This window comes from Streptomyces pactum, assembly GCF_016031615.1.
Taxonomy (GTDB): domain Bacteria; phylum Actinomycetota; class Actinomycetes; order Streptomycetales; family Streptomycetaceae; genus Streptomyces; species Streptomyces pactus.
In genome coordinates, this window is record NZ_JACYXC010000001.1 from 6,603,613 (window position 1) to 6,622,805 (window position 19,193).

The 19,193-nt window shown below is 76.0% G+C and carries 14 protein-coding genes and 2 pseudogenes; 6 read left to right on the plus strand and 10 right to left on the minus strand.

Annotation, left to right across the window (positions count from 1 at the left end):
* Nucleotides 1-10 precede the first annotated feature (10 nt).
* Nucleotides 11-694, minus strand: a complete 684-nt coding sequence (locus tag IHE55_RS26065; protein ID WP_197991258.1) for a PASTA domain-containing protein — start codon at nucleotides 692-694, stop codon at nucleotides 11-13.
* Between the two features lie 461 nt (nucleotides 695-1,155).
* On the opposite strand from IHE55_RS26065, the gene IHE55_RS26070 reads away from it, so the two are divergent.
* Entirely contained in the window at nucleotides 1,156-2,601 is a 1,446-nt protein-coding gene (locus IHE55_RS26070) for a glyceraldehyde-3-phosphate dehydrogenase (RefSeq protein WP_197991259.1), read from the plus strand.
* Between the two features lie 421 nt (nucleotides 2,602-3,022).
* Nucleotides 3,023-3,793: pseudogene (locus IHE55_RS26075) on the plus strand (SAM-dependent methyltransferase); the annotation flags it as partial.
* Between the two features lie 218 nt (nucleotides 3,794-4,011).
* Here IHE55_RS26075 and IHE55_RS26080 read toward each other — a convergent pair.
* Together IHE55_RS26080 and IHE55_RS26085 are read right to left on the minus strand one after the other, a co-directional pair.
* The gene (locus IHE55_RS26080) at nucleotides 4,012-5,598 is read right to left on the minus strand and encodes a DHA2 family efflux MFS transporter permease subunit (protein ID WP_197991261.1); all 1,587 of its coding nucleotides are present in this window, start codon (nucleotides 5,596-5,598) and stop codon (nucleotides 4,012-4,014) included.
* A gap of 234 nt (nucleotides 5,599-5,832) precedes the next feature.
* Nucleotides 5,833-6,306, minus strand: a complete 474-nt coding sequence (locus IHE55_RS26085; RefSeq protein ID WP_197991262.1) for a MarR family winged helix-turn-helix transcriptional regulator — start codon at nucleotides 6,304-6,306, stop codon at nucleotides 5,833-5,835.
* A 204-nt stretch (nucleotides 6,307-6,510) separates the two neighbouring features.
* On the opposite strand from IHE55_RS26085, the gene IHE55_RS26090 reads away from it, so the two are divergent.
* A complete protein-coding gene (locus IHE55_RS26090) occupies nucleotides 6,511-8,094 on the plus strand; it encodes an SDR family oxidoreductase (protein ID WP_197991263.1) in 1,584 nt (527 codons plus the stop codon).
* A 296-nt stretch (nucleotides 8,095-8,390) separates the two neighbouring features.
* On the opposite strand, the gene IHE55_RS26095 is transcribed toward IHE55_RS26090, so the two are convergent.
* The gene (locus IHE55_RS26095) at nucleotides 8,391-9,194 is read right to left on the minus strand and encodes a M23 family metallopeptidase (RefSeq protein WP_197991264.1); all 804 of its coding nucleotides are present in this window, start codon (nucleotides 9,192-9,194) and stop codon (nucleotides 8,391-8,393) included.
* Between the two features lie 444 nt (nucleotides 9,195-9,638).
* Entirely contained in the window at nucleotides 9,639-11,219 is a 1,581-nt protein-coding gene (locus IHE55_RS26100) for an amidase (protein ID WP_197991265.1), read from the minus strand.
* A gap of 237 nt (nucleotides 11,220-11,456) precedes the next feature.
* Here IHE55_RS26100 and IHE55_RS33255 point away from each other — a divergent pair.
* Nucleotides 11,457-12,173: pseudogene (locus tag IHE55_RS33255) on the plus strand (serine/threonine-protein kinase); the annotation flags it as partial.
* Nucleotides 12,174-12,600: 427 nt separating this feature from the next.
* Nucleotides 12,601-13,128, plus strand: coding sequence for an RICIN domain-containing protein (locus IHE55_RS26110; protein WP_269671602.1), 528 nt, complete (start codon nucleotides 12,601-12,603; stop codon nucleotides 13,126-13,128).
* A gap of 146 nt (nucleotides 13,129-13,274) precedes the next feature.
* Here IHE55_RS26110 and IHE55_RS32785 read toward each other — a convergent pair whose 3' ends face one another.
* The 3 genes from IHE55_RS32785 to IHE55_RS26125 form a co-directional block, all read right to left on the minus strand.
* Nucleotides 13,275-13,940, minus strand: a complete 666-nt coding sequence (locus IHE55_RS32785; protein WP_307826823.1) for a restriction endonuclease — start codon at nucleotides 13,938-13,940, stop codon at nucleotides 13,275-13,277.
* 944 nt (nucleotides 13,941-14,884) lie between these two features.
* Entirely contained in the window at nucleotides 14,885-15,151 is a 267-nt protein-coding gene (locus IHE55_RS26120) for a DUF4235 domain-containing protein (protein WP_197991268.1), read from the minus strand.
* Nucleotides 15,148-15,675 carry a hypothetical protein gene (locus tag IHE55_RS26125; RefSeq protein ID WP_197991269.1) on the minus strand — a complete coding sequence of 176 codons (528 nt, stop codon included), beginning with the start codon at nucleotides 15,673-15,675 and terminating at the stop codon, nucleotides 15,148-15,150. Before IHE55_RS26125 ends, IHE55_RS26120 begins: the two co-directional genes overlap by 4 nt.
* Nucleotides 15,676-16,029: 354 nt before the next feature.
* On the opposite strand from IHE55_RS26125, the gene IHE55_RS26130 reads away from it, so the two are divergent.
* Nucleotides 16,030-17,106 carry a glutamate--cysteine ligase 2 gene (locus IHE55_RS26130; protein WP_197991270.1) on the plus strand — a complete coding sequence of 359 codons (1,077 nt, stop codon included), beginning with the start codon at nucleotides 16,030-16,032 and terminating at the stop codon, nucleotides 17,104-17,106.
* Nucleotides 17,107-17,267: 161 nt separating this feature from the next.
* Here the strand turns inward: IHE55_RS26130 and IHE55_RS26135 are convergent, their stop codons facing one another.
* Both IHE55_RS26135 and IHE55_RS26140 read right to left on the minus strand, forming a co-directional pair.
* The gene (locus tag IHE55_RS26135; protein ID WP_197991271.1) at nucleotides 17,268-18,314 is read right to left on the minus strand and encodes a lactonase family protein; all 1,047 of its coding nucleotides are present in this window, start codon (nucleotides 18,312-18,314) and stop codon (nucleotides 17,268-17,270) included.
* Between the two features lie 305 nt (nucleotides 18,315-18,619).
* Entirely contained in the window at nucleotides 18,620-19,072 is a 453-nt protein-coding gene (locus tag IHE55_RS26140; RefSeq protein WP_197991272.1) for a YbhB/YbcL family Raf kinase inhibitor-like protein, read from the minus strand.
* Between the last annotated feature and the right edge of the window lie 121 nt (nucleotides 19,073-19,193).

Below are 19,193 nucleotides of genomic sequence, written 5' to 3' on the forward strand. Positions count from 1 at the left end.
GCGGAGCCCGTCAGGGGCAGGTCTCGCCGAACTTCACCGCCGTCAGGGCGACCGGCCGGCCGTTGAGGGCCGACCCGGCGGCCGGCCGCTGGGTGCAGACCCGCCAGTTGGACTCCACCAGGATGATGCGGTCCTCGGCCGAGGCGTCGGTGACGGTGAGGCTGGTGGAGCCGTCCAGCGCCTGCCGCGCGACCTTCACCGACTTCCCGGTGAAGTCCGGCACGGTCCCGTCGGACTGCGCCGGTCCGGTACCCGCGTCCTTCGCGGGGCAGGACTCGTCGAGCTTGACCGTGCCGAAGTCGATCGGGCTGTCCGTGGCGCGGGGGCCGGGCCGCGGCGTCTGGAAGCACACCTTCCAGTTCCGGTCCAGGAACTGGTTCCGGCCGCGCCCGAGGGCGTCGTGCGAGGTGAGGTCGTGGAAACCGAGCCCCTGGGCGGTGTCCTGGGCACTCTGCAGCCCCATGCCGACGAAGGAGGGCAGCCGGACGGTCTCCGGCCCGCTCTTCGACGGGGTCCCCGAACGGTCCCGCGCCGGACTCTCCGCCGGCCCGGCGCCGGGCGCGGGCGACGCGGTGGTGCCGGCCGCGCCGGAGCCCCGGGGGCCCGGGTCCGTCCGATCGGTGGTGTCGTCGCAGCCGGTGAGCAGCAACGACACCGCCGTGGTGGTGATGGCGGCGGCGACGCGGACGCGCATGGCGATCCCCTCGGGAAGTGGTGTGCAGGGAACGTGGGGGGCGGTGCAGCTTACCGAGGTGGCGCGACGGGCCGTGCGGCGCGCGCGGCGTGTCCGACCGGTGTCACCCGCGGCGGCGCACGGCCCGGCCGTGGCCGTCCCGCGGGCGGACGCACCGGCGTGTGGGGCGGCCGGGCGAGAACGGGACATCCCGCGGGCGCGCACGGGCGGGTGCCGCGGGCACACCGGGACGACGAACGGGGGCGGGCCGGGACGGGCGGGCCGTGGGGCCGACGGAGATCACACCCCAAGCGCCCCAAAAGCCAGTGATTCACCTCATAGGTCACCGGTGTTGGGGTCGATTTCGCCGGATCCGTTCCCTTGTGGCCCGGCCCGGCGGTCCGTTTCGCCCACCACCCTCTCAAGGGGCGAACAAGCGGCGGGTTAGCATATGAGCGCCGCCTAGCTCGAAAGATAATCCTGTGACTGTCAATGACGACTCGTTCACGAACTGGAAACTTCGCGAGGAGATCGCGGAGTCGATGATCCCGATCATCGGGAAGCTGCACCGGGAGCGGGACGTGACCGTCCTGCTGCACAGCCGCTCCCTGGTGAACAAGTCGGTGGTCAGCATCCTGAAGACCCACCGATTCGCCCGGCAGATCGCCGGCGAGGAGCTCTCGGTCACCCAGACCATGCCGTTCCTCCAGGCGCTCACCACGCTCGACCTGGGTCCGTCCCAGATCGACATCGGCATGCTCGCCGCGCTGTACCGGGAGGACGACCGCGGCCTGTCGATCGAGGAGTTCACCGCCGAGGCGGTGGCCGGCGCCACCGGTGAGAACAAGATCGAGTGCCGGGAGCCGCGGGACGTCGTCCTCTACGGCTTCGGCCGCATCGGCCGCCTCATCGCCCGCCTGCTCATCGAGAAGGCCGGCTCGGGCAACGGCCTGCGGCTGCGCGCCATCGTGGTCCGCAAGGGCGCGGGCCAGGACATCGTCAAGCGCGCCTCGCTGCTGCGCCGCGACTCCATCCACGGCCAGTTCCAGGGCACGATCACCGTTGACGAGGCGAACAGCAAGATCATCGCCAACGGCAACGAGATCAAGGTGATCTACTCCGACGACCCCACGTCGGTGGACTACACCGCGCACGGGATCAAGGACGCCATCCTCATCGACAACACCGGCCGGTGGCGCGACCGCGAGGGCCTGTCCCAGCACCTCCAGCCGGGCATCGCCAAGGTCGTGCTGACCGCGCCGGGCAAGGGCGACGTCCCGAACGTGGTGCACGGCGTCAACCACGACATGATCAAGCCGGACGAGCAGATCCTGTCCTGCGCCTCGTGCACCACCAACGCGATCGTCCCGCCGCTGAAGGCGATGGCGGACGAGTACGGCGTGCTGCGCGGCCACGTGGAGACCGTCCACTCGTTCACCAACGACCAGAACCTGCTGGACAACTACCACAAGTCCGACCGTCGCGGGCGCTCGGCGCCGCTGAACATGGTCATCACCGAGACCGGTGCCGCCTCGGCCGTCGCCAAGGCGCTGCCGGACCTCAAGGCGCCGATCACCGGCAGCTCCATCCGCGTCCCGGTGCCCGACGTCTCGATCGCGATCCTCAGCCTGCGGCTCGGCCGGGAGACCACCCGCGAGGAGGTCCTCGACTACCTGCGCAACGTGTCGCTGACCTCGCCGCTGAAGCGCCAGATCGACTTCATCACCGCCCCCGACGCGGTGTCGAGCGACTTCATCGGCTCGCGCCACGCCTCGATCGTCGACGCCGGGGCCACCAAGGTCGACGGCGACAACGCGATCCTGTACCTGTGGTACGACAACGAGTTCGGCTACTCCTGCCAGGTCATCCGGGTCGTCCAGCACGTCTCCGGGGTCGAGTACCCGACCTACCCGGCGCCGGAGGTCTGATCCCGCCGGAGCGTGCACACCGCGCAGTCCCGTGACGGGGCGGTGGTGGGACGCGGCCCCGCCCGTGAACCGGGCCGGCCGCCCCCCGCCGCCGCCCCGTCGGCACGTCCGCCGCGGCCCACCGGCACCTCCGCCGCCCCCCGTCGGGCCCTGTCCGCCGGCCCGCCGCGGTCGGGGGACCGCTCCCGGCCGCGGTGGTGGTGCGTTACGTGTCGTCCGCCGGCCCGCCCGCCCGCCATGTCCGCCCGTCCGCCATGTCCGCTCGTCCGCGCGGCCGGCGGCCGGCGGCCGGGCCGGCGAGTCCCGGCGGGGCATCGCCCCGCCGCGTGTTCGGTTCCCCGGCCGGGTGGGAACCCGGATGACCGGCCCGCCGGACCCCGGAACGCGGCGGGCACCGCCCATCCACCCGGGGACGCCAACCATGAACCACCAGGACCACACGCCCTCCCGGAACGCCGGCGCGGACCCGGTGCGGGAGGCGTTCTTCGCCCTCCACCACGACCTGCCCCGGCAGGGCCCCGGCTCGGACGACACCACCCGGCGCCTGCTGGAGCGGGCCGGCCCGCTGCCGCCCCGGCCACGCGCCCTGGAGGCCGGCTGCGGACCGGGCCGTGCCGCGCTGCTGCTCGCCGGGGAGGCCGGCGCGCGGGTGACCGCGGTCGATGTGCACCAGCCCTTCCTCGACCTGCTCACCGCCGCGGCGTCCGCCCGGGGCCTGGCCGACCGGATCACGGTGGTCAACCGCTCGATGGACCGGCTCCCGTTCCCCGACCGCGGTTTCGACCTGGTCTGGGCCGAGAGCTCCGCCTACATCATCGGATTCGACACCGCGCTGCGCGTCTGGCGGCGCCTGCTCGCCCCCGGCGGGGCGCTCGTCGTCACCGAGGTGGAGTGGGCCACCGACCACCCCTCCGGCCCCGCCCGCGCCTTCTGGAACACGGTGTGCCGGCTGCGTACCGGGGCCGCCAACACCGAGGCCGCCCGTGCCGCCGGCTACCGGGTCGCCGCCCGGCTGCCGATGCCGGAGAGCGACTGGTGGGACGAGTACTACACCCCGCTCGGCGAACGGATCGCCCGGGCCGACCCGGACCGGCCCGGCATGCGGGAGACCGTGGCGGCGCTCCGGGCGGAGATCGCCCTGCGCCGCGAGCACGGCGCCGAGTACCGGTACACCGGCTACGTGCTGCGCCCGCGGTGAGCGCGGACGCCGGACGGGCCGGAGCCCGCGCCGGGCCCCCGGTCCCTACGACCCCGCCCCCGGGACCGGGGGCGGGGTCGTAGGGGCCCCGGGACCGGGGGCCCGCTCCGGTGCCCGCGCCCCCGGCGCGGTGTCCGGTGGCCCGGGGGTGGCCGCGCCGGGAGGCTGTGGTGCGCGGCCCGGGCGGGCGCGCCCAGTGGGACCGGCCGGGCTCAGCGCTCCGCGGCGCCCGGCGGGCGCCGTACGCCGACCGCGGCCAGCACCGCGCCCGCGACACACAGGACGCCGGTGACGAGCGCCGCGGTGTGCACCCCGTTCATGAACGCCTGGCCGCTGCCCTCGACCACCGCGGCCCGCAGCGGGCCCGGCGTGCCGTCGGAGACGGGGGCGATCCCCATGGTCACCGCGTCCTCGGCCGCGCCCAGGCCACGGGCGGCCGGGGCGGGCACCCCGGCCGAGGTCAGCTCGCCGGTGAGGGTGGCCCCGACCCGGCCGCCGATCAAGGAGATCAGCACCGAGGTGCCCAGCGCACCGCCGATCTGGAGCGAGGTGGCCTGCAGCCCGCCCGCCACCCCGGCGTCCCGCACCGGGGCGTTGCCGACGATCGCGTCGGAGGACGCCGCCATCACCATGCCGACCCCCAGGCCGAGGGCGACGAACGGCGGCCACAGGGCCGCGTACGAGGAGTGCGCGCCCCAGCCGAGGATGCCGAACGAGGCCGCGGCCTGGAGCACCATGCCCAGCGGCATGGACAGCCGGGGACCGAACCGCTCGGTGAGCGCGGCGCCCAGCGGGGAGGCGACCACGGAGGCCAGGCTCAGCGGAAGGGTGCGCACCCCCGCCTCGACGGGGCTGAACCCCCGCACGTTCTGCAGGTAGAGCATGACGAAGAAGATCACGCCGAGCAGCGCGAAGAAGTTGAGCGCGGTGATGAGCGTGCCGATGGTCAGCGCAGGGTTGCGGAACAGCCGCATCGGCAGCAGCGGGTGCGCCACGCGTGTCTCGTACCAGCCGAACACCAGCAGCACGGCGACGCCCGCACCGAGGGTGCCCAGCGTCGCGCCCGAGCCCCAGCCCCAGTGCTCGCCCTTGACCACGCCGAAGACGACGACGAGCGTGCCGAGCGCGAGCAGCAGCACACCGGGGATGTCGAAGCGGTGGCGGTCGGCGGGGTTCCTGCTCTCCGGCAGCACGGCCGCGCTGAACAGCAGCGCGGCGACGCCGATCGGGGCGTTGAGGTAGAAGACCGACTCCCAGTTGACGTGCTCCACGAGCAGGCCGCCGACGATGGGGCCGAGCGCGGTGGACACCGACGACACCATCGCCCAGATGCCGACGGCCATGCCGAACTTCTTCGGCGGGAAGACCGCGCGGAGCAGGCCGAGGGTGTTGGGCATGAGCAGGGCACCGAAGAATCCCTGTGCCGCGCGGAAGGCGATGACGCCCTCGATCGAGCCGGCCAGGCCGATCGCGACCGAGGCGACCGTGAAGCCGGCGACACCGATCAGGTAGTACCGGCGCCGCCCGAAGCGGTCGCCCAGCTTCCCGCCGAGGATCAGCGCGGCGGCGAGGGCGAGCAGGTAGGAGTTGGTGACCCACTGCAGGTCCGCGGAGGAGGCGCGCAGGTCCCGGCCGATCTCCGGGTTGGCGATCGACACGACGGACCCGTCGAGACCGACCATGAACAGGCCGAAGGCGACGGCGAGCAGCGTCAGCCAGGGGTTGGCCCGGCGGCTGCCCGGTGTACCGGGCGGGGCGTGCGCGGGCAGAGCGGAGTGGTCCACTGCGGTGGAGGACATGGGTAGGTGCTTCCTCGAAGAACAGGATGAAGAGAGACGGGTGGTGACGCGGGGAGGCGGGCGGGAGAGAGGGCCCGTTGGCCGGGACGCCCACCGGGGCGCGCGGCGGCGCCCCGGGGCAACCGCAAGGGCGCGCACGGTCGCGCGTGGGAAACCGCGCGTGGGAGGCCGCGCACGGGGCGCCCGGCCGGGCGGGCGTACGGGCCGCCGTGCCGGGTGCCGCCGCGGACCCCGTCAGTGGCCGGAGGGGTGGATCCGCCGGGCCAGTACCGACAGGGCGCCCAGGGCGGACCCCAGAGCGTCCAGGTCCCCGTCGGTCAGCGCACGCAGCCCCTCGGTGAGGTATCCGTCCCGGAGGGCGTTGACCACGGCGATCCGGTGCCGGGCCTCACCGGTGACGCGCAGGTGCACCACCCGCTTGTCGGACGCGTCCGGCAGGCGTTCCAGCAACCCCTGGCCGACCAGGCCGGACACGAGCGTGCTGACGTTGTTGGGCTTCATCAGCAGCGCCTCGGCCGCCTCACCCACGGTGATCCCGTCCCGCTCCGCGACCAGCCGCAGCACCGCCAACTGGCCTTCGGGGAGCCGGGCGTACGGCAGGTCCTGCGCCAGGCGCCGGTCGAGCGCCCGGTGCAGCGCGGGCAGGACGGCGGCGAGCCCGGCGGCCACGCCGTCGATGTCCTGCCCGGACGCACTGGAGGGGACCATGCCGGGGACTATAGGTATGGGCTCATACCTATGTCAAAGGAGGTGTTGCGGGACCCGGGGCCGCCCGCCACGCGGCGTACGTCGGCCGCCGTCCGGCGGACCTCGCCGCCCGCCGGGACCGTGACCGGGGAAGACTGGGGGCGGGCGACGCCGCCCACCCGCGCGCCCGACCGGCGCCGGCGACCTCCGGAAGGAGCGGACTCCATGACGACGCGCCCCGACGACGCTTCCGCGCAACCGCTGTGTCTGGTCACCGGCGCCGGCGGCTACATCGGCGGCCGGCTGGTCCCGGAGCTGCTGGCCGCCGGCTACCGGGTGCGCTGCCTCGCCCGTACCCCCTCGCATCTGCGCGACCACCCGTGGGCGGGGCGGGCCGAGGTCGTCCGCGGCGACGTCACCGACGCCGCGAGCCTGCGCCCCGCCCTGCGGGGGGTGGACGTCGCCTACTACCTGGTGCACTCCATGACCTCGGGGCGCGACTTCGAGCGGACCGACCGGCTGGCCGCGCGCACCTTCGCCGCCGAGGCCCGGGCCGCCGGGGTCCGCCGCATCGTCTACCTCGGCGGCCTCACCCCGCCGGGCGTCCCGGACGACCGGCTCTCCCCCCATCTGCGCTCCCGCACCGAGGTGGGCCACATCCTGCTGGACTCCGGGGTGCCCACCACCGTGCTGCGCGCGGCGGTGATCATCGGCTCGGGGTCGGCGTCCTTCGAGATGCTCCGGCACCTCACCGAGCGGCTGCCGGTCATGGTCACCCCCAGCTGGGTCGGCAGCCGCGTCCAGCCCATCGCCGTCCGGGACGTGCTGCGCTACCTGGTGGGCAGCGCCCGGATGCCCCCGGAGGTCAGCCGGGCCTTCGACATCGGCGGCCCCGAGGTCCTCACCTACCGGGAGATGATGGTCCGCTACGCCGCCGTGGCGCGTCTGCCGCGGCGCCTCATCCTGCCGGTGCCCCTCCTCACCCCGGGGCTGTCCAGCCACTGGATCGGGCTGGTCACCCCGGTGCCCTCGGCCCTGGCCCGCCCGCTCGCCGAATCACTGCGCCACGAGGTGGTGTGCGCCGAGCACGACATCGCCGCCCTGGTGCCGGATCCGCCGGGCACACCGATCCCCTTCGACGAGGCGGTGGAGCTGGCGCTGCGCCGGATCCGCGAGGCACGGGTGGACACCCGGTGGTCCTCGGCCTCGCTGCCCGGCGCCCCGAGCGACCCGCTGCCCACCGACCCCGACTGGGCCGGCGGCAGCCTCTACCAGGACATCCGCGAACAGCCCACCGAGGCCGGGCCGGACCGGCTGTGGCAGGTGATCGAGGGCATCGGGGGCGAGAACGGCTGGTACTCCTTCCCGCTCGCCTGGGCCGTGCGCGGATGGCTGGACCGGCTGGTCGGCGGTGTCGGGCTGCGCCGGGGCCGCCGCGACGCCCAGCGGCTCCGGGCCGGTGACTCGCTGGACTTCTGGCGGGTCGAGGAGATCGAGCACGGCCGGCTGCTGCGGCTCCGCGCGGAGATGCGGCTGCCGGGGGTGGCCTGGCTGGAGATGTGGGTGGAGTCCGGCGGCCCGGGGCCGGTGCGCTACCGGCAGCGGGCGCTGTTCCACCCGCACGGCCTGGCCGGTCACCTCTACTGGTGGAGCGTGGCCCCGTTCCACGCCGTGGTCTTCGGCGGCATGGCCCGCAACATCACCCGTACGGCGGAACGGACCGGGGCCGGCCCGGAGCAGGCCGGACGGGCCCGGCCCGGCCGGCGGCGCCCACCCCGGTGGCGGAGCCGCCGGCCCGCGCGGCGGTGACCCGGGCGGGGTACGGCGGTGACCCGTGCCCCGCGCCGGGGTGATCCGTGCCCCCGCACGGCGGTGACCCCCCGCGCGCCGGTGACCCGCACCGCGTACGGGTGGTGACCCGTGCCGGATGCGGGGCGGTGACCGGCTCCCGGGCGCGGAGGGCCCCCGCCCGGCCTCCGGGCGGCGGCGGAACACGGTGTGCCGGTACGGGGCCGGGCCGGCGGTGCCGTGGCGGCGGCACCGGGGGAGTGCCGTTCCCCGCCGGGACGTGGCGGCGCCCGGCGGGGAACGGCGGCCGGAGGGCGTCAGCAGGTGGGGATCACCGCGCCGTTGTTGTCCCGGGCCTCGTCGTTGCCCCAGCGGGAGAGGTAGTACGCCGAGACCCACTGGCCCGCCGGGCCCACGTCCAGGTCGGTCTTGAGCCACCAGTGGTTGTAGTTGCCCTGGGCGTCCCGGATCTCCCGGCCCCACGCCTTGCAGAACACGTAGTTGGTGCCGGCGTACAGCGTGCCGGTCCGGGTGGTGCTGGTCGGCGAGGCGTGACCCGGGGCGTCGGCGAACGTGTCCACCCAGTACCTGCCCTGCCCCGCGCAGCCGTTGTCGCTGGTCAGGTACTTCTGGTGGTACGAGCCCGGGTACGGCGTGAGGGACTGCCCGTTGATCCGGATGCTCTGTCCCACGCCGTTGTACAGCTGCTCGTAGTGGATGTGCGCGCCGGAGCTGTTTCCGGTGGAGCCGGTGGTGCCGATCTGCTGCCCCTGCGACACGCCCTGCCCATGGGCGACCGTGAACGACGCGAGGTGGAAGTAGTACGTCTTCCAGCCACCGCCGTGGTCGACGACCACGTAGTTGCCGGCGCCCCCCGCCTCGTAGTAGCGGTACGCGGTGCCGCCGGCGGAGGCCAGCACCGGGGTGCCCGCGGTGGCGCCGCCGTCGGAGCGCACGAAGTCCAGTGCCTGCCGGACCTCGGCCGAGTGGTGGCTGTAGGTCCAGGTCTGGCCGCAGGGGTACGGGGCCTTGAAGTTCGGCGCCGCGTGCGCCGGCGGGGCGAACAGCAGGCCGGCCACGATCGCGGCCAGACCCACCAGGACGACACGGAGTTGACGCATCGGACCTCCGGGGAGAGGGGCTGCCGGTACGCGCAGGGGTACCGGACGACGGCTGACTTGGCGCGATCATGCCAGAGGGTGCGGCGGTCCGACAGCGGTGACGGCGGCCGGTACCGCATCCTGGGCACCTCTCTCCGGCCGGCCCGCGGCCACCCGTTCCGCGCGCCGCCAGGCCCGCCGGGCCACCCGGTCCGCCGCGCCACCCGGTCCGCCGCGCCACCCGGTCCGCCGTGCCGCCGTGAGGCCGGCCGGGGGCACCGAGGCCGAGCCGGGCGCATCGGTCGTACGGGGTCGTACCGGGCCGTGCCCGCGGCCGTACCGGGCGGTGAGGACGCACCCGGTGGTGAGGGACGCGCCCGGCGGTGCGGAGGAGGGCGGGGAGGGGCGCGCCGGGCCGCGACGGGACGGGCCGAGGACCGCCCCGTCGCGGAGGTTGCGGTCACCTCACCGGGACGGGCCGGCCCCCACCGTCGGCAGGTAGCGCGGCGCGCGCCAGGCGTCCAGCCGCCGCTCCACCGAGGCGCCCAGCGCCAGCAGTTCGGCGTCCTGGTACCGGCCGGCCATCAGCAGCAGCCCGACCGGCAGCTCGTCCACGAACCCGGCCGGCACCGACAGCGACGGATACCCGGCGACGGCGGCCGGGGTCGAGGAGGGGATCACGTCGTTGTCGCCCCGCGCGCAGTCGGTGGTCCAGGCCGGCGGGTTGGCGGGCGAGGCGATGGCGTCCAGGCGGTGGGCGGCCATGGTCTCGTCCAGCGACCGCCGGGACAGGTCCGTCAGCTCCGCCCGCATGGCCCGGTACCCGGGGTCGGTGGTGGGCGGCGCGGCGAGGGCCTGTTCGAACAGCTCCTGCCCGGCGAAACAGGTGCGCTCCGCCGGATGCGTCCGGTTGAACTCGATCAGCCCGGCGAGGTCCCGGGGCCCCTCGCGGGTGGCGAGATAGGCGTCGATGTCCCGGTGGAACTCGCTGAGCAGCGCCGGGAACTCCAGCTCGGCGAGCCGGTCCTGGTACGGCGGGGTCACCTCCACCACCTCCGCGCCGGCGGTCCGCAGCCGGTCCGCGGTCCGGGTCATCAGCGCGTCCACCTCCGGCCCCAGCGAGGGCAGCCGCCACAGCCCGATGCGCTTGCCGCGCAGCCCGGCGGGGCGGGTCAGCCCGTCCAGCTCGCCGAACGAGGCGTGCGGCGCGTCACCGCCGCTGATCACCGCCAGCGTGAGCGCGGCGTCCACCACGTTGCGCGCCATCGGACCCGCGGTGTCCTGCTCGGCGGAGATCGGCACCACACCCGCCTGACTGACCAGCCCGAGGGTGGGCTTGTGGCCGACCACCCCGTTCATCCCGGCCGGACAGACGATGGAGCCGTCGGTCTCGGTGCCGATCGTCACCTGGGCCAGTGACGCGGCCAGCGCCGCGGCCGACCCGGAGGACGAACCGCACGGATTGCGGTCCAGGACGTACGGGTTGCGGGTCTGCCCGCCCACCGCCGACCATCCCGACGTCGGCTTCGCGGCGCGGAAGTTCGCCCACTCCGACAGGTTCGTCTTGCCCAGGATCACCGCTCCGGCGTTCCGCAGCCGGGTCACCAGCTCGGCGTCGGTGTCCGGCGGGCTCCCCGCCAGCGCCAGCGAGCCGGCCGTGGTCGGCAGGTCCCGGGTGTTCACGTTGTCCTTGAGCAGCACCGGGATCCCGTCGAGCGGCCCGCGGGCGGTGCCGCGCCGGTGCCGGGCGTCGCTGGCCGCCGCTTGGCGCAGCGCCGTCGGATCGGTGCGCAGCACCGCGTTGATCCTCGGATCGACGGTGCGGATGCGCCACAGGTAGGCCCGGGTCAGCGCCGAGGAGGTCAGCGACCCCTCGGCCATCCGTGCCTGCAGCTGGGGGATCGTCACCGTGTCGAGATTCACGCCCGGTTCCGGCGGCCGGCCGGGGGCCGCCCCGGCGGCCTCGGCCCCCGGCCCGGGTGCGCCCGGCAGCAGTGAGCCCGCGACGAGGGCGGTGAGCAGTAGGGCCACACTCCTCTTCTTCATGACGGTCAGCGCACTACACGCCGGGCCCCGGCGCAAGGGTGCGGGAAGCACCCGCGGCGCCGCTCCGGCCCGCTCCGCCCCGGTGGAGTGCCGCCCCTCGCCCGGCCGCCCGCGCGCGGATCCGCCCCGTTCCGGCGGGGCCGTGGCCGGGCCGGGCCCGATCTGCTCCGGCGGGACCGGGACCGGGACCGGGCCGATCCGTCGTACGCTGCCCTCGGTCCACGACGCGGGGGGCGTATGAGATCGGGCGATGTCGTCAACGGCCGCTACCGGCTCCTGGAACGGCTGGGCACGGGCGCGTTCGGGACGGTCTGGCGGGCGTACGACCCGTGGGTCCAGCGTGCCGTGGCGGTGAAGATCTGCGTACCGCGCTTCGCGGGCGAGGAGCTGCGGCTGGCCCGTGAGGCCAGGCTCAACGGCGGCCTGCACCACCCCCGCATCGCCACCGTGCACGACTTCGGCGCGACGGACCTCGGCGGGGAGCGGGCGTTCTTCCTCGTCATGGAGCTGGTGGAGGGGGAGACCCTGTCGGCGGTGCTGCGGCGCGGACTCCCGCCGCTGCCGGACGCCCTGGAGTGGGCGGCGCAGATCTGCGCGGCGCTGGCCGCCGCCCATGACGCGGGGGTGGTGCACCGCGACATCAAACCCGCGAACGTGATGATCACCCGGTCCGGGGCGGTAAAGGTGCTGGACTTCGGCATCGCCCGGCAGCAGGGCGCGGTGACCGAACTCACCGGCCGCGGCAGCCTCATCGGGTCCATGCCGTACATGGCGCCGGAGCGCTGGACGAACGAGGGGGTGGACGGCCGCTCCGACCTCTACGCCCTGGGCTGCGTGCTGATGGAGCTGTGCACCGGACGGCTGCCGTTCCTGGGACAGGAGTGGCAGGAACTGTGCGTCCAGCACACCGTGGCCGACCCGCCCCGGCCCAGCGACCTCCGGCCGGGGCTGCCGCCGGCGCTGGACGAGCTGACGCGGCGCCTGCTGGCGAAGGACCCGGCGGACCGGCCGGCCGACGCCCGGGAGACCGAACGCCTGCTGCGCGCCGTACCGGCCGGGCCACCGGGGAACGGGCCGGGCGGGGCGCGGGGGACGGCCCCGGACGGAGCGCCGGGGAGCCGGTTGGGCGGAGCGCCGGTGACGGGGCCGGCCGGCCCGTCGTCCACCGCCGCCCGGCGCCGCTCCCGGGCCCGGCGGGTGACGGCGGTCGCGGTGGCGGTGGCCGTGCTCGCCGCCGGTTCCGCGGCCGGGGTGTGGTACTTCACCGGGGACCGGGACCACGGGCCCGGGCGCGCCGGGAGCACCGCGCCGCACCCGGCCACCACGCCCCCGGTGACGGCCGGCCCGGCGACGCGCACCGGCCCGCCCTGGGGTCGTACCCCTGTCCGACGGCTCCACCGGTACCCCGCACCCGGGACCGTCCACCGGCGAGCCTCGCCCCCGTCCCCGTCCCTGGGCCCCGCGGCCGCCCGCCCTCCCGGACGGCTGGTTCCGGCTCACCAACGCCGCCAGCCGGATGTGCCTGACGGTCCCCGACGCCGCCGTGAACGCCGCCCAGGGCCTGGTGCAGGCCACGTGCGCCAACGGCACGGAGCAGTTGTGGCGGCTCACCGAGGAGGAGCCGGGGCTGTACTCCGTGCGCAACGCCAACAGCGCGCTGTGCCTGTCGGTGGACGCCGCCCGCAAGGAGAACGGCGTGGTGATCACCCAGTACCTGTGCGGGGACGAGGAGCACCCGCTCTTCCCGGACCAGGTGTGGGGCTTCCGCTGGGACGCCACCTACCGGGCCTGGCGCCTGGTCAACCGGCACAGCGGGAAGTGCGTCACGGTCCGTCCGGGCGGCGGCGACCGGGAACAGGTGCTCCAGTGGGACTGCGGCGACGAGTCCTGGCGCCTGTGGCGCACCTGAACGCCCCGTGACCGGTCCCGTCCGTCCCGTCCGCAGGTCCGCAGGTCCGCCGTCCCGGTCCGCCCGGGTTGGGGTCGTCGGGGGCAACGGGACGGGACCGGCCGATGGGGCCGAGGGGCCGGGGTTGAGGGGCCGGCCCCGGGCGGTCACCGGACCGGGTCCCAGGGCGCGGGTCCGGTCCCCAGGGCCCAGGCGGTGAGCGCCGGGCCGTCCACGCAGCCGATCCCGCACCGGGCCGCGTACTCGGCGGCCGGTTCGGTGAACTCGCTGGTGGTCACCACGGCCGCGACCTCGGCGTCGTGCACCGCGAAACAGGTGCCGCCGAACCGCTGGACATCGCCCGAACCCACCTTGTGCGCGGGGTCGTAGCGCTTGCACTGGATGACCACCCGCCGCCCGTCCGGGGCGACGGCCACCACGTCGGCCCCCAGGTCGCCGGCGCCGCCCACCACCCGGACGTCCTCGCAACCGTCCCGCTCGCACAGCGCCGCGACCGCCTGCTCGAACTCGTCGGCGTCCAGGGCGGTGTAGTCTGGTTCCCCGGCCTCCTCGACCAGGATGTCCTGGCCGTCCCGGGTGCCGTCGAGGTCCTCGGCGGGGACGCCGGACGCTTCCGGCGCCACGACGGGGTCCGGGGCGGGGCGGGCGAACTCGTCGAACCCCTCGGTGTCCGGTGCGGCGCCGGGCGGCGCCGGGTATGCCGCCTCGCGGCCGGTGGGCACGGCGTCATCGGGGAGGACCAGGGTGGGCTCGGTACCGTCCGCGGCGGCGGCCCCTGGGCACCGGGCCGGCCACCGGGGCTGCCCGGCCACCGGGTCGGCGTACGCCGGCGGGGCGGGGTGGGCGGCCGCCGCCCGAGGGTCCGACCCTCGCCCGCCACCGGCGGTACGGAGGGCCACGGGTCCTCGTACGCCCCTCCGGCCGTGCCGGCCCGCGCGCTCGCGCAGGCCGCGGCCCGGCGCGGCCACCGCCCCCGGTACGCCGCGGAGGCCGCCCAGGGCCCCCGGCCGGCGCCCCGGTGGCGCCGGCGGTGGAACAGGGCGGCCACCACCAGGGCCACCGATGCGATCACCAGGGCGGCGAGCGGACGGGAGGACCGGGCCGCCTCGCGCACCATGACCGCCGTACCGAAGAGCACGATGGCGAACAGCCCGAAGCCGAGCGACAACTGCCGCAGGCTGAAGGCGGACCGGTGTCTCCGCCCCGTTCGACGACCGTCCACGGCCACGGGCCGCACCCCCCTCACCTCGCCAAGATCACTCGTCCGTCGTCCGCCGTCTGCCCCGCGGCGCCCTCCGCACACCGCCCGCGCCGCCGGCCCGCTCCACCCCGGCCACGGCACGACCGCGGGACCACGGCGCCCGGGACCCGGATTCCCGCATCCGGTGACCCCCGGGGCGCGCACCGGCGACGCGACGGGGGTACGGAGGCGGAGCGGGGCCGGAGAGTGCGGCGGCCCACGGGCGGGCACCGGTCCGCCGGGAAACACCGGACGGACGGAAACGCCCGATGGCCGGGAAACGCCGGACGGCCGGGCGCGGGTGTGCCGGGGTGCCGAGTTGAGCGGCGCCCCGGATCGCAGAGGTCGCGGGGACCGGGGCAGGGCGGACACGGAGAAGGGGCCGTACCCACGTGGGTACGGCCCCGGTGCCCGTGCGGTCCGGCGCGGCCGTCGGGGTGGCGCGGCGGCTTCTGACGTGCCGTCCGTCCCGGCCCGCGGGCAACACTCTCACGGCCCGGCCGGGCGGCGGTCCGGTCACCCGGGCCAGGTCCCGGTGAGGCGCCGCACGGCGACCGCGCCGCCGCGGTCCACCGCCGCCCGGACGGCCGCGAAGATCGCTCCCTGGAGCGCCGCGGTGAGCAGCACCTCCCGCCACCCGCGGTCCTGGTCCAGGGCGTCGGGGGCATCGTCGTCATGCCCCATCAGCTCCCAGGTCCGCCGGAACAGCGCACCGGCGGCCACCCCGCTGAGGGCGCCCAGGGCGAGCCCGAGCGGACGGTAGACGGCCTTGGACGCCTTCACCGGCTCCTCCGGGACCGGCCAGCCGTGACCAGGACGACCACCACCACGGCCGCGGCGGCCAGCAGCGGCCCGCGGCGGCCGCGCACCGCCGCGACGGCCTTCCCGGCGCCCTCCACCACCGCCTCGGGGGCCTTCTCCTGGGCGATCCGCGCCACCTGGGTGGCCGTCTCCTTCACCTGGTCACCGGCCTTCACCGCGGTCTCCCGGACCTGGTCGCCGGCCTTCGCCGCGGTCTCCTTGGCCTTCTCCCCGGCACCCCGCGCCGTCTCCCCGGCCTTCTCGCCGGTGTCCCGTGCGGTCTCCCCGGCCTTCTCCGCGGTGTCCCGCGCGGTCTCCTTCGCCCGGCCGCCGGTCTCCACCGCCTTCTCCTTCGCCTTGTCCCCGGCCGCCGCGGCCTTCTCCTTCGCGTTCTCCCCGGCCTTCTGGTCCAGCTGTTCCCGGGTCGCCTCGACGTGCTCGCGCAGCTCCTTGGAGACGCCTGCCTTGCTGGTGGCCTTGCCGTTGTGCTGCGGATCGCTGGTCATCGGTTCTCGCTCTCCTCGCTCTCGTGCGCCCCGGCGGACGCGGTGGACGGCCCGGCGCGGCGCCGGTCCGCCGCCTGCAGGGCCGGGCGGCCGCGGCGTCCCGTGCGGGGCCGTGTCCCGGCCCGGTGACGGCGGCCGGCGCGCCCGGCGCGCCGCGCGGTCCGCTCCGGGCGGCGCGGCCGGGGTGGTCCTGCCCGGCCGACTACCCCGGGTCCCCCGGCTCATGCCCGTGGCCGGCCCAGGTGCGGCGGCCGGCGACCGCCGCACCGGGACCGGGTGGACGGCATCCGCTTGAACCGCGTCCCAGCGGGCAGCCGGGAGCTCAGACCACTGGTGAGAAAGGTGCGGTTCGGGATGCGAAGCGTGGGTGTGGAGGAAGAACTGCTGCTGGTCCATCCGGAGACGGGGGAGCCCCAGGCCGTCTCCGGCGCGATCCTCGCGGCGGCCGGGCGGGAGGGGGAGTTCGAGGCGGAGCTCCACCGGGAGCAGCTGGAATTCGCCACCGAGCCGCACCGGGTGATGACGGACCTGGCCGGCGAGGTGCGGCGGTGGCGGAAGCTGGCCGACGAGCGGGCGGCCGAGGTCGGGGCGCGGGTGGCGGCGCTGGCCACCTCACCCCTGGAGGCCGACCCCACCATCGGCACGGGGGAGCGGTACCGCTGGCTGTCGAAGGAGTTCGGCCTGACCACGCAGGAGCAGCTGACCTGCGGCTGCCACATCCACGTGGAGGTCGCGTCGGACGACGAGGGGGTCGGGGTCATCGACCGGATCCGCCCCTGGCTGCCCCCGCTGCTCGCGCTGAGCGCCAACTCGCCGTTCTGGCAGGGTGTGGACAGCGGCTACAGCAGCTACCGCAGCCGGGTCTGGAGCCGCTGGCCCTCCGCCGGCCCGATGGAGGTCTTCGGCTCCGCCGAGCGCTACCACCAGCGGGTGGGCGCGATGCTGGCCACCGGCACCCTGCTGGACAAGGGGATGATCTACTTCGACGCGCGGCTCTCCCACCGTTACCCGACCGTCGAGGTGAGGGTGGCGGACGTGTGCCTGGAGGCCGATGACACCGTGCTGGTCGCGGCGCTGGTCCGCGGCCTGGTGGAGACGGCGGCCCGCGACCTCCGGGACGGCCGCCCCGCGCCGGAGGTGGGCGTCGGAGAGTTGCGGCTGGCCGCCTGGCGGGCCGCGCGCTCGGGGATCACCGGGGACCTGGTCCATCCGCTCACCTGGCGGCCCGCCGCGGCCGAGACCGTGCTGGCGGCGCTGCTGGACCACACCTCGGACGCCTTGGCGGACAGCGACGACCTGTCCTTCGTCCGCAAGCGCCTCGACGAGGTGCTGTCCCGCGGCAACGGGTCCCAGCGGCAGCGGAACACCTTCGCCCGCACCGGCGACCCCCGGGCGGTCGTCGCCGACGCGGTGGAACGCACCGCGGCCTGACCACACCGGCCGAGGCGGGGGACGGCGGCGGTGGCCGGTGGCGGGGCTCCCGCCGGTGCCGGCCGCCCCGGGCCCGGGAAGCCCGCCGCCCGACGCCGCCCGTACCCGCTGCCCGGCGCCGACCGCACCCCGTGCCCGGGGCCGCGGAAGGCCGGTGGGACTCAGGCGAGGACCACACAGGCGGCGGCGGGCACCGGCAGCGCCCCGGCCCGGCTCGGCCGCCCGCTCACCGGGTCCACCGCGAACCAGGTGACGTCCCCCGACCACTCGTTGGACACGTACAGCAGGCGTCCGTCCGGCCCGGCCACCAGGTCGCGCGGCCAGCTGCCCCCGCACTCCACCCGGTCGGTGATCCGTGGCCGCCGCGGTCCGTCGGAGAGCGAGAGGGTGACCAGGGTGTCGGTGCCCCGCACCGCGACCCAGGCGAAGCGCCCGTCGGGCGCGACGGTGACCACCGACGGGAAGGCGCGCGGCTCCGCCCCCTCCGGCGTGACCGCCAGGTCCGACAGCGGCGTCAGCCGCCCGGAACCGCCGTCCCATGCGCATACGGTCAGCCGTGGCACCAGCTCGTGCAGCACGTACGCCGTCCGTCCGTCGGGGTGGAAGGCGAGGTGGCGGGGGCCGGACCCGGCCGGGAGCGGGGCCGTGGAGTGCACGTGGAGCGCCCCGGTGGCCGGGTCGAGCCGGTGCACCCGTACCGTGTCGGCGCCCAGGTCCACCCCGAGCACCCAGCGGCCCGTGGGGTCCGGCAGCACCTGGTGGGCGTGCGGGCCCCGCTGACGGTCGGGGTCCGGCCCCGAGCCCTGGTGGGTGAGGACGGCGGGCGGGCCGGTGAGCGTGCCGTCGGCGGCCAGCGGCAGACTGCTCACGCTGCCCGAACCGTAGTTCGCGGTCAGCAGCCGGCGCCCGACCACGCTGAGGTGGGTGGGGCCCGAACCGCCCACTGCGACCGGCTCGCCCAGCGGCGCCAGCCCGTCGCCCTTGGTACGGAAGGCTGCCGCCGTCCCCGCTTCGGTGTCGCTCACCGCGTACAGCACCCCGGTGCCCGGGGCCAGAGCGAGGCAGGACGGGTTCACCGGGCCGTCGGCCGCCGCCCGCGGGCTCAGCCCGCCCGTGGCCGGGTCCACGGCCGCGACCGTGATGCCCGCACCCCCTCCCGTGGTGAAGGAACCGATGTAGGCGAGCCGGGCGCGGTTTCCGTCGGTCATGTCTGACGCTCCTGCGGTGGGCCGGGCGCGGTGGCCGGGCGGGACGGGGGCAACGGGCGACGGACCCGGACGGCGGGCCTGTCCGGGCGGGCGGTGCGTCGCGTGGGGTGAGTGCGCGTCGTACGGGTGAGCGCATCGCGTGGGGAGGGTGCGTCTCGGGGTGCGTCGGTGGGGAGGCGTGGCCGTCCGGACGGGGGCGCCGCGGTCCCCGGCGAGCGGCCGTGCCGCCGCCCGGAGACGCCGGGGCGGGCCGGGGACCCGCCGGGCGGGGTACGCGGCGGTGGCACCGCCGGCGGGCCGGTCCGTCAGCGCTGGTACCGGCCCATCAGTGTGCCGCCGGCGAGCTGCCGGGAATCGACCGCCGCGTGCACATCAGCGGCGGTCGCGCCGTCCGGCAGCGGGACCGGCCCGGGGAGTGCGTAGAGGCGGAAGAAGTACCGGTGGGCCCCGTCGCCGGCGGGCGGCTGGGGACCTCCCCAGCCGAGGTCCCCGTACCCGTTGCGCCGCTCCTGCCCGCCTGCCGGGCACTCCCCGGCGGCCACGCCGGACGCGCCGGGGTCGATGCCGGTGACGAGCCAGTGCAGGAACGTTCCCGAGGGCGCGTCCGGGTCCTCGCACAGCAGGAGCAGCTCCGCGGTTCCGTCGGGCACCCCCGACCAGGCCAGATCGGGGGAGAGGTCGTCGCCCTCCCTGGCGTGACGGCGCGGGATGAAGGCGCCGTCGTCGAAAGCGGTGCTGCGCAGCTCGATACCAGCCATGCGGGGCTCATACCCGCTCGCCGTCGTGCCCGCCGGGGACGGCCCCCAGATGCACGCGACCGGCGCAGTGCGTACCGCCCGGGTGGCACGCCGGTGGCCCACCGCCCCGCCGCGGGCGGAC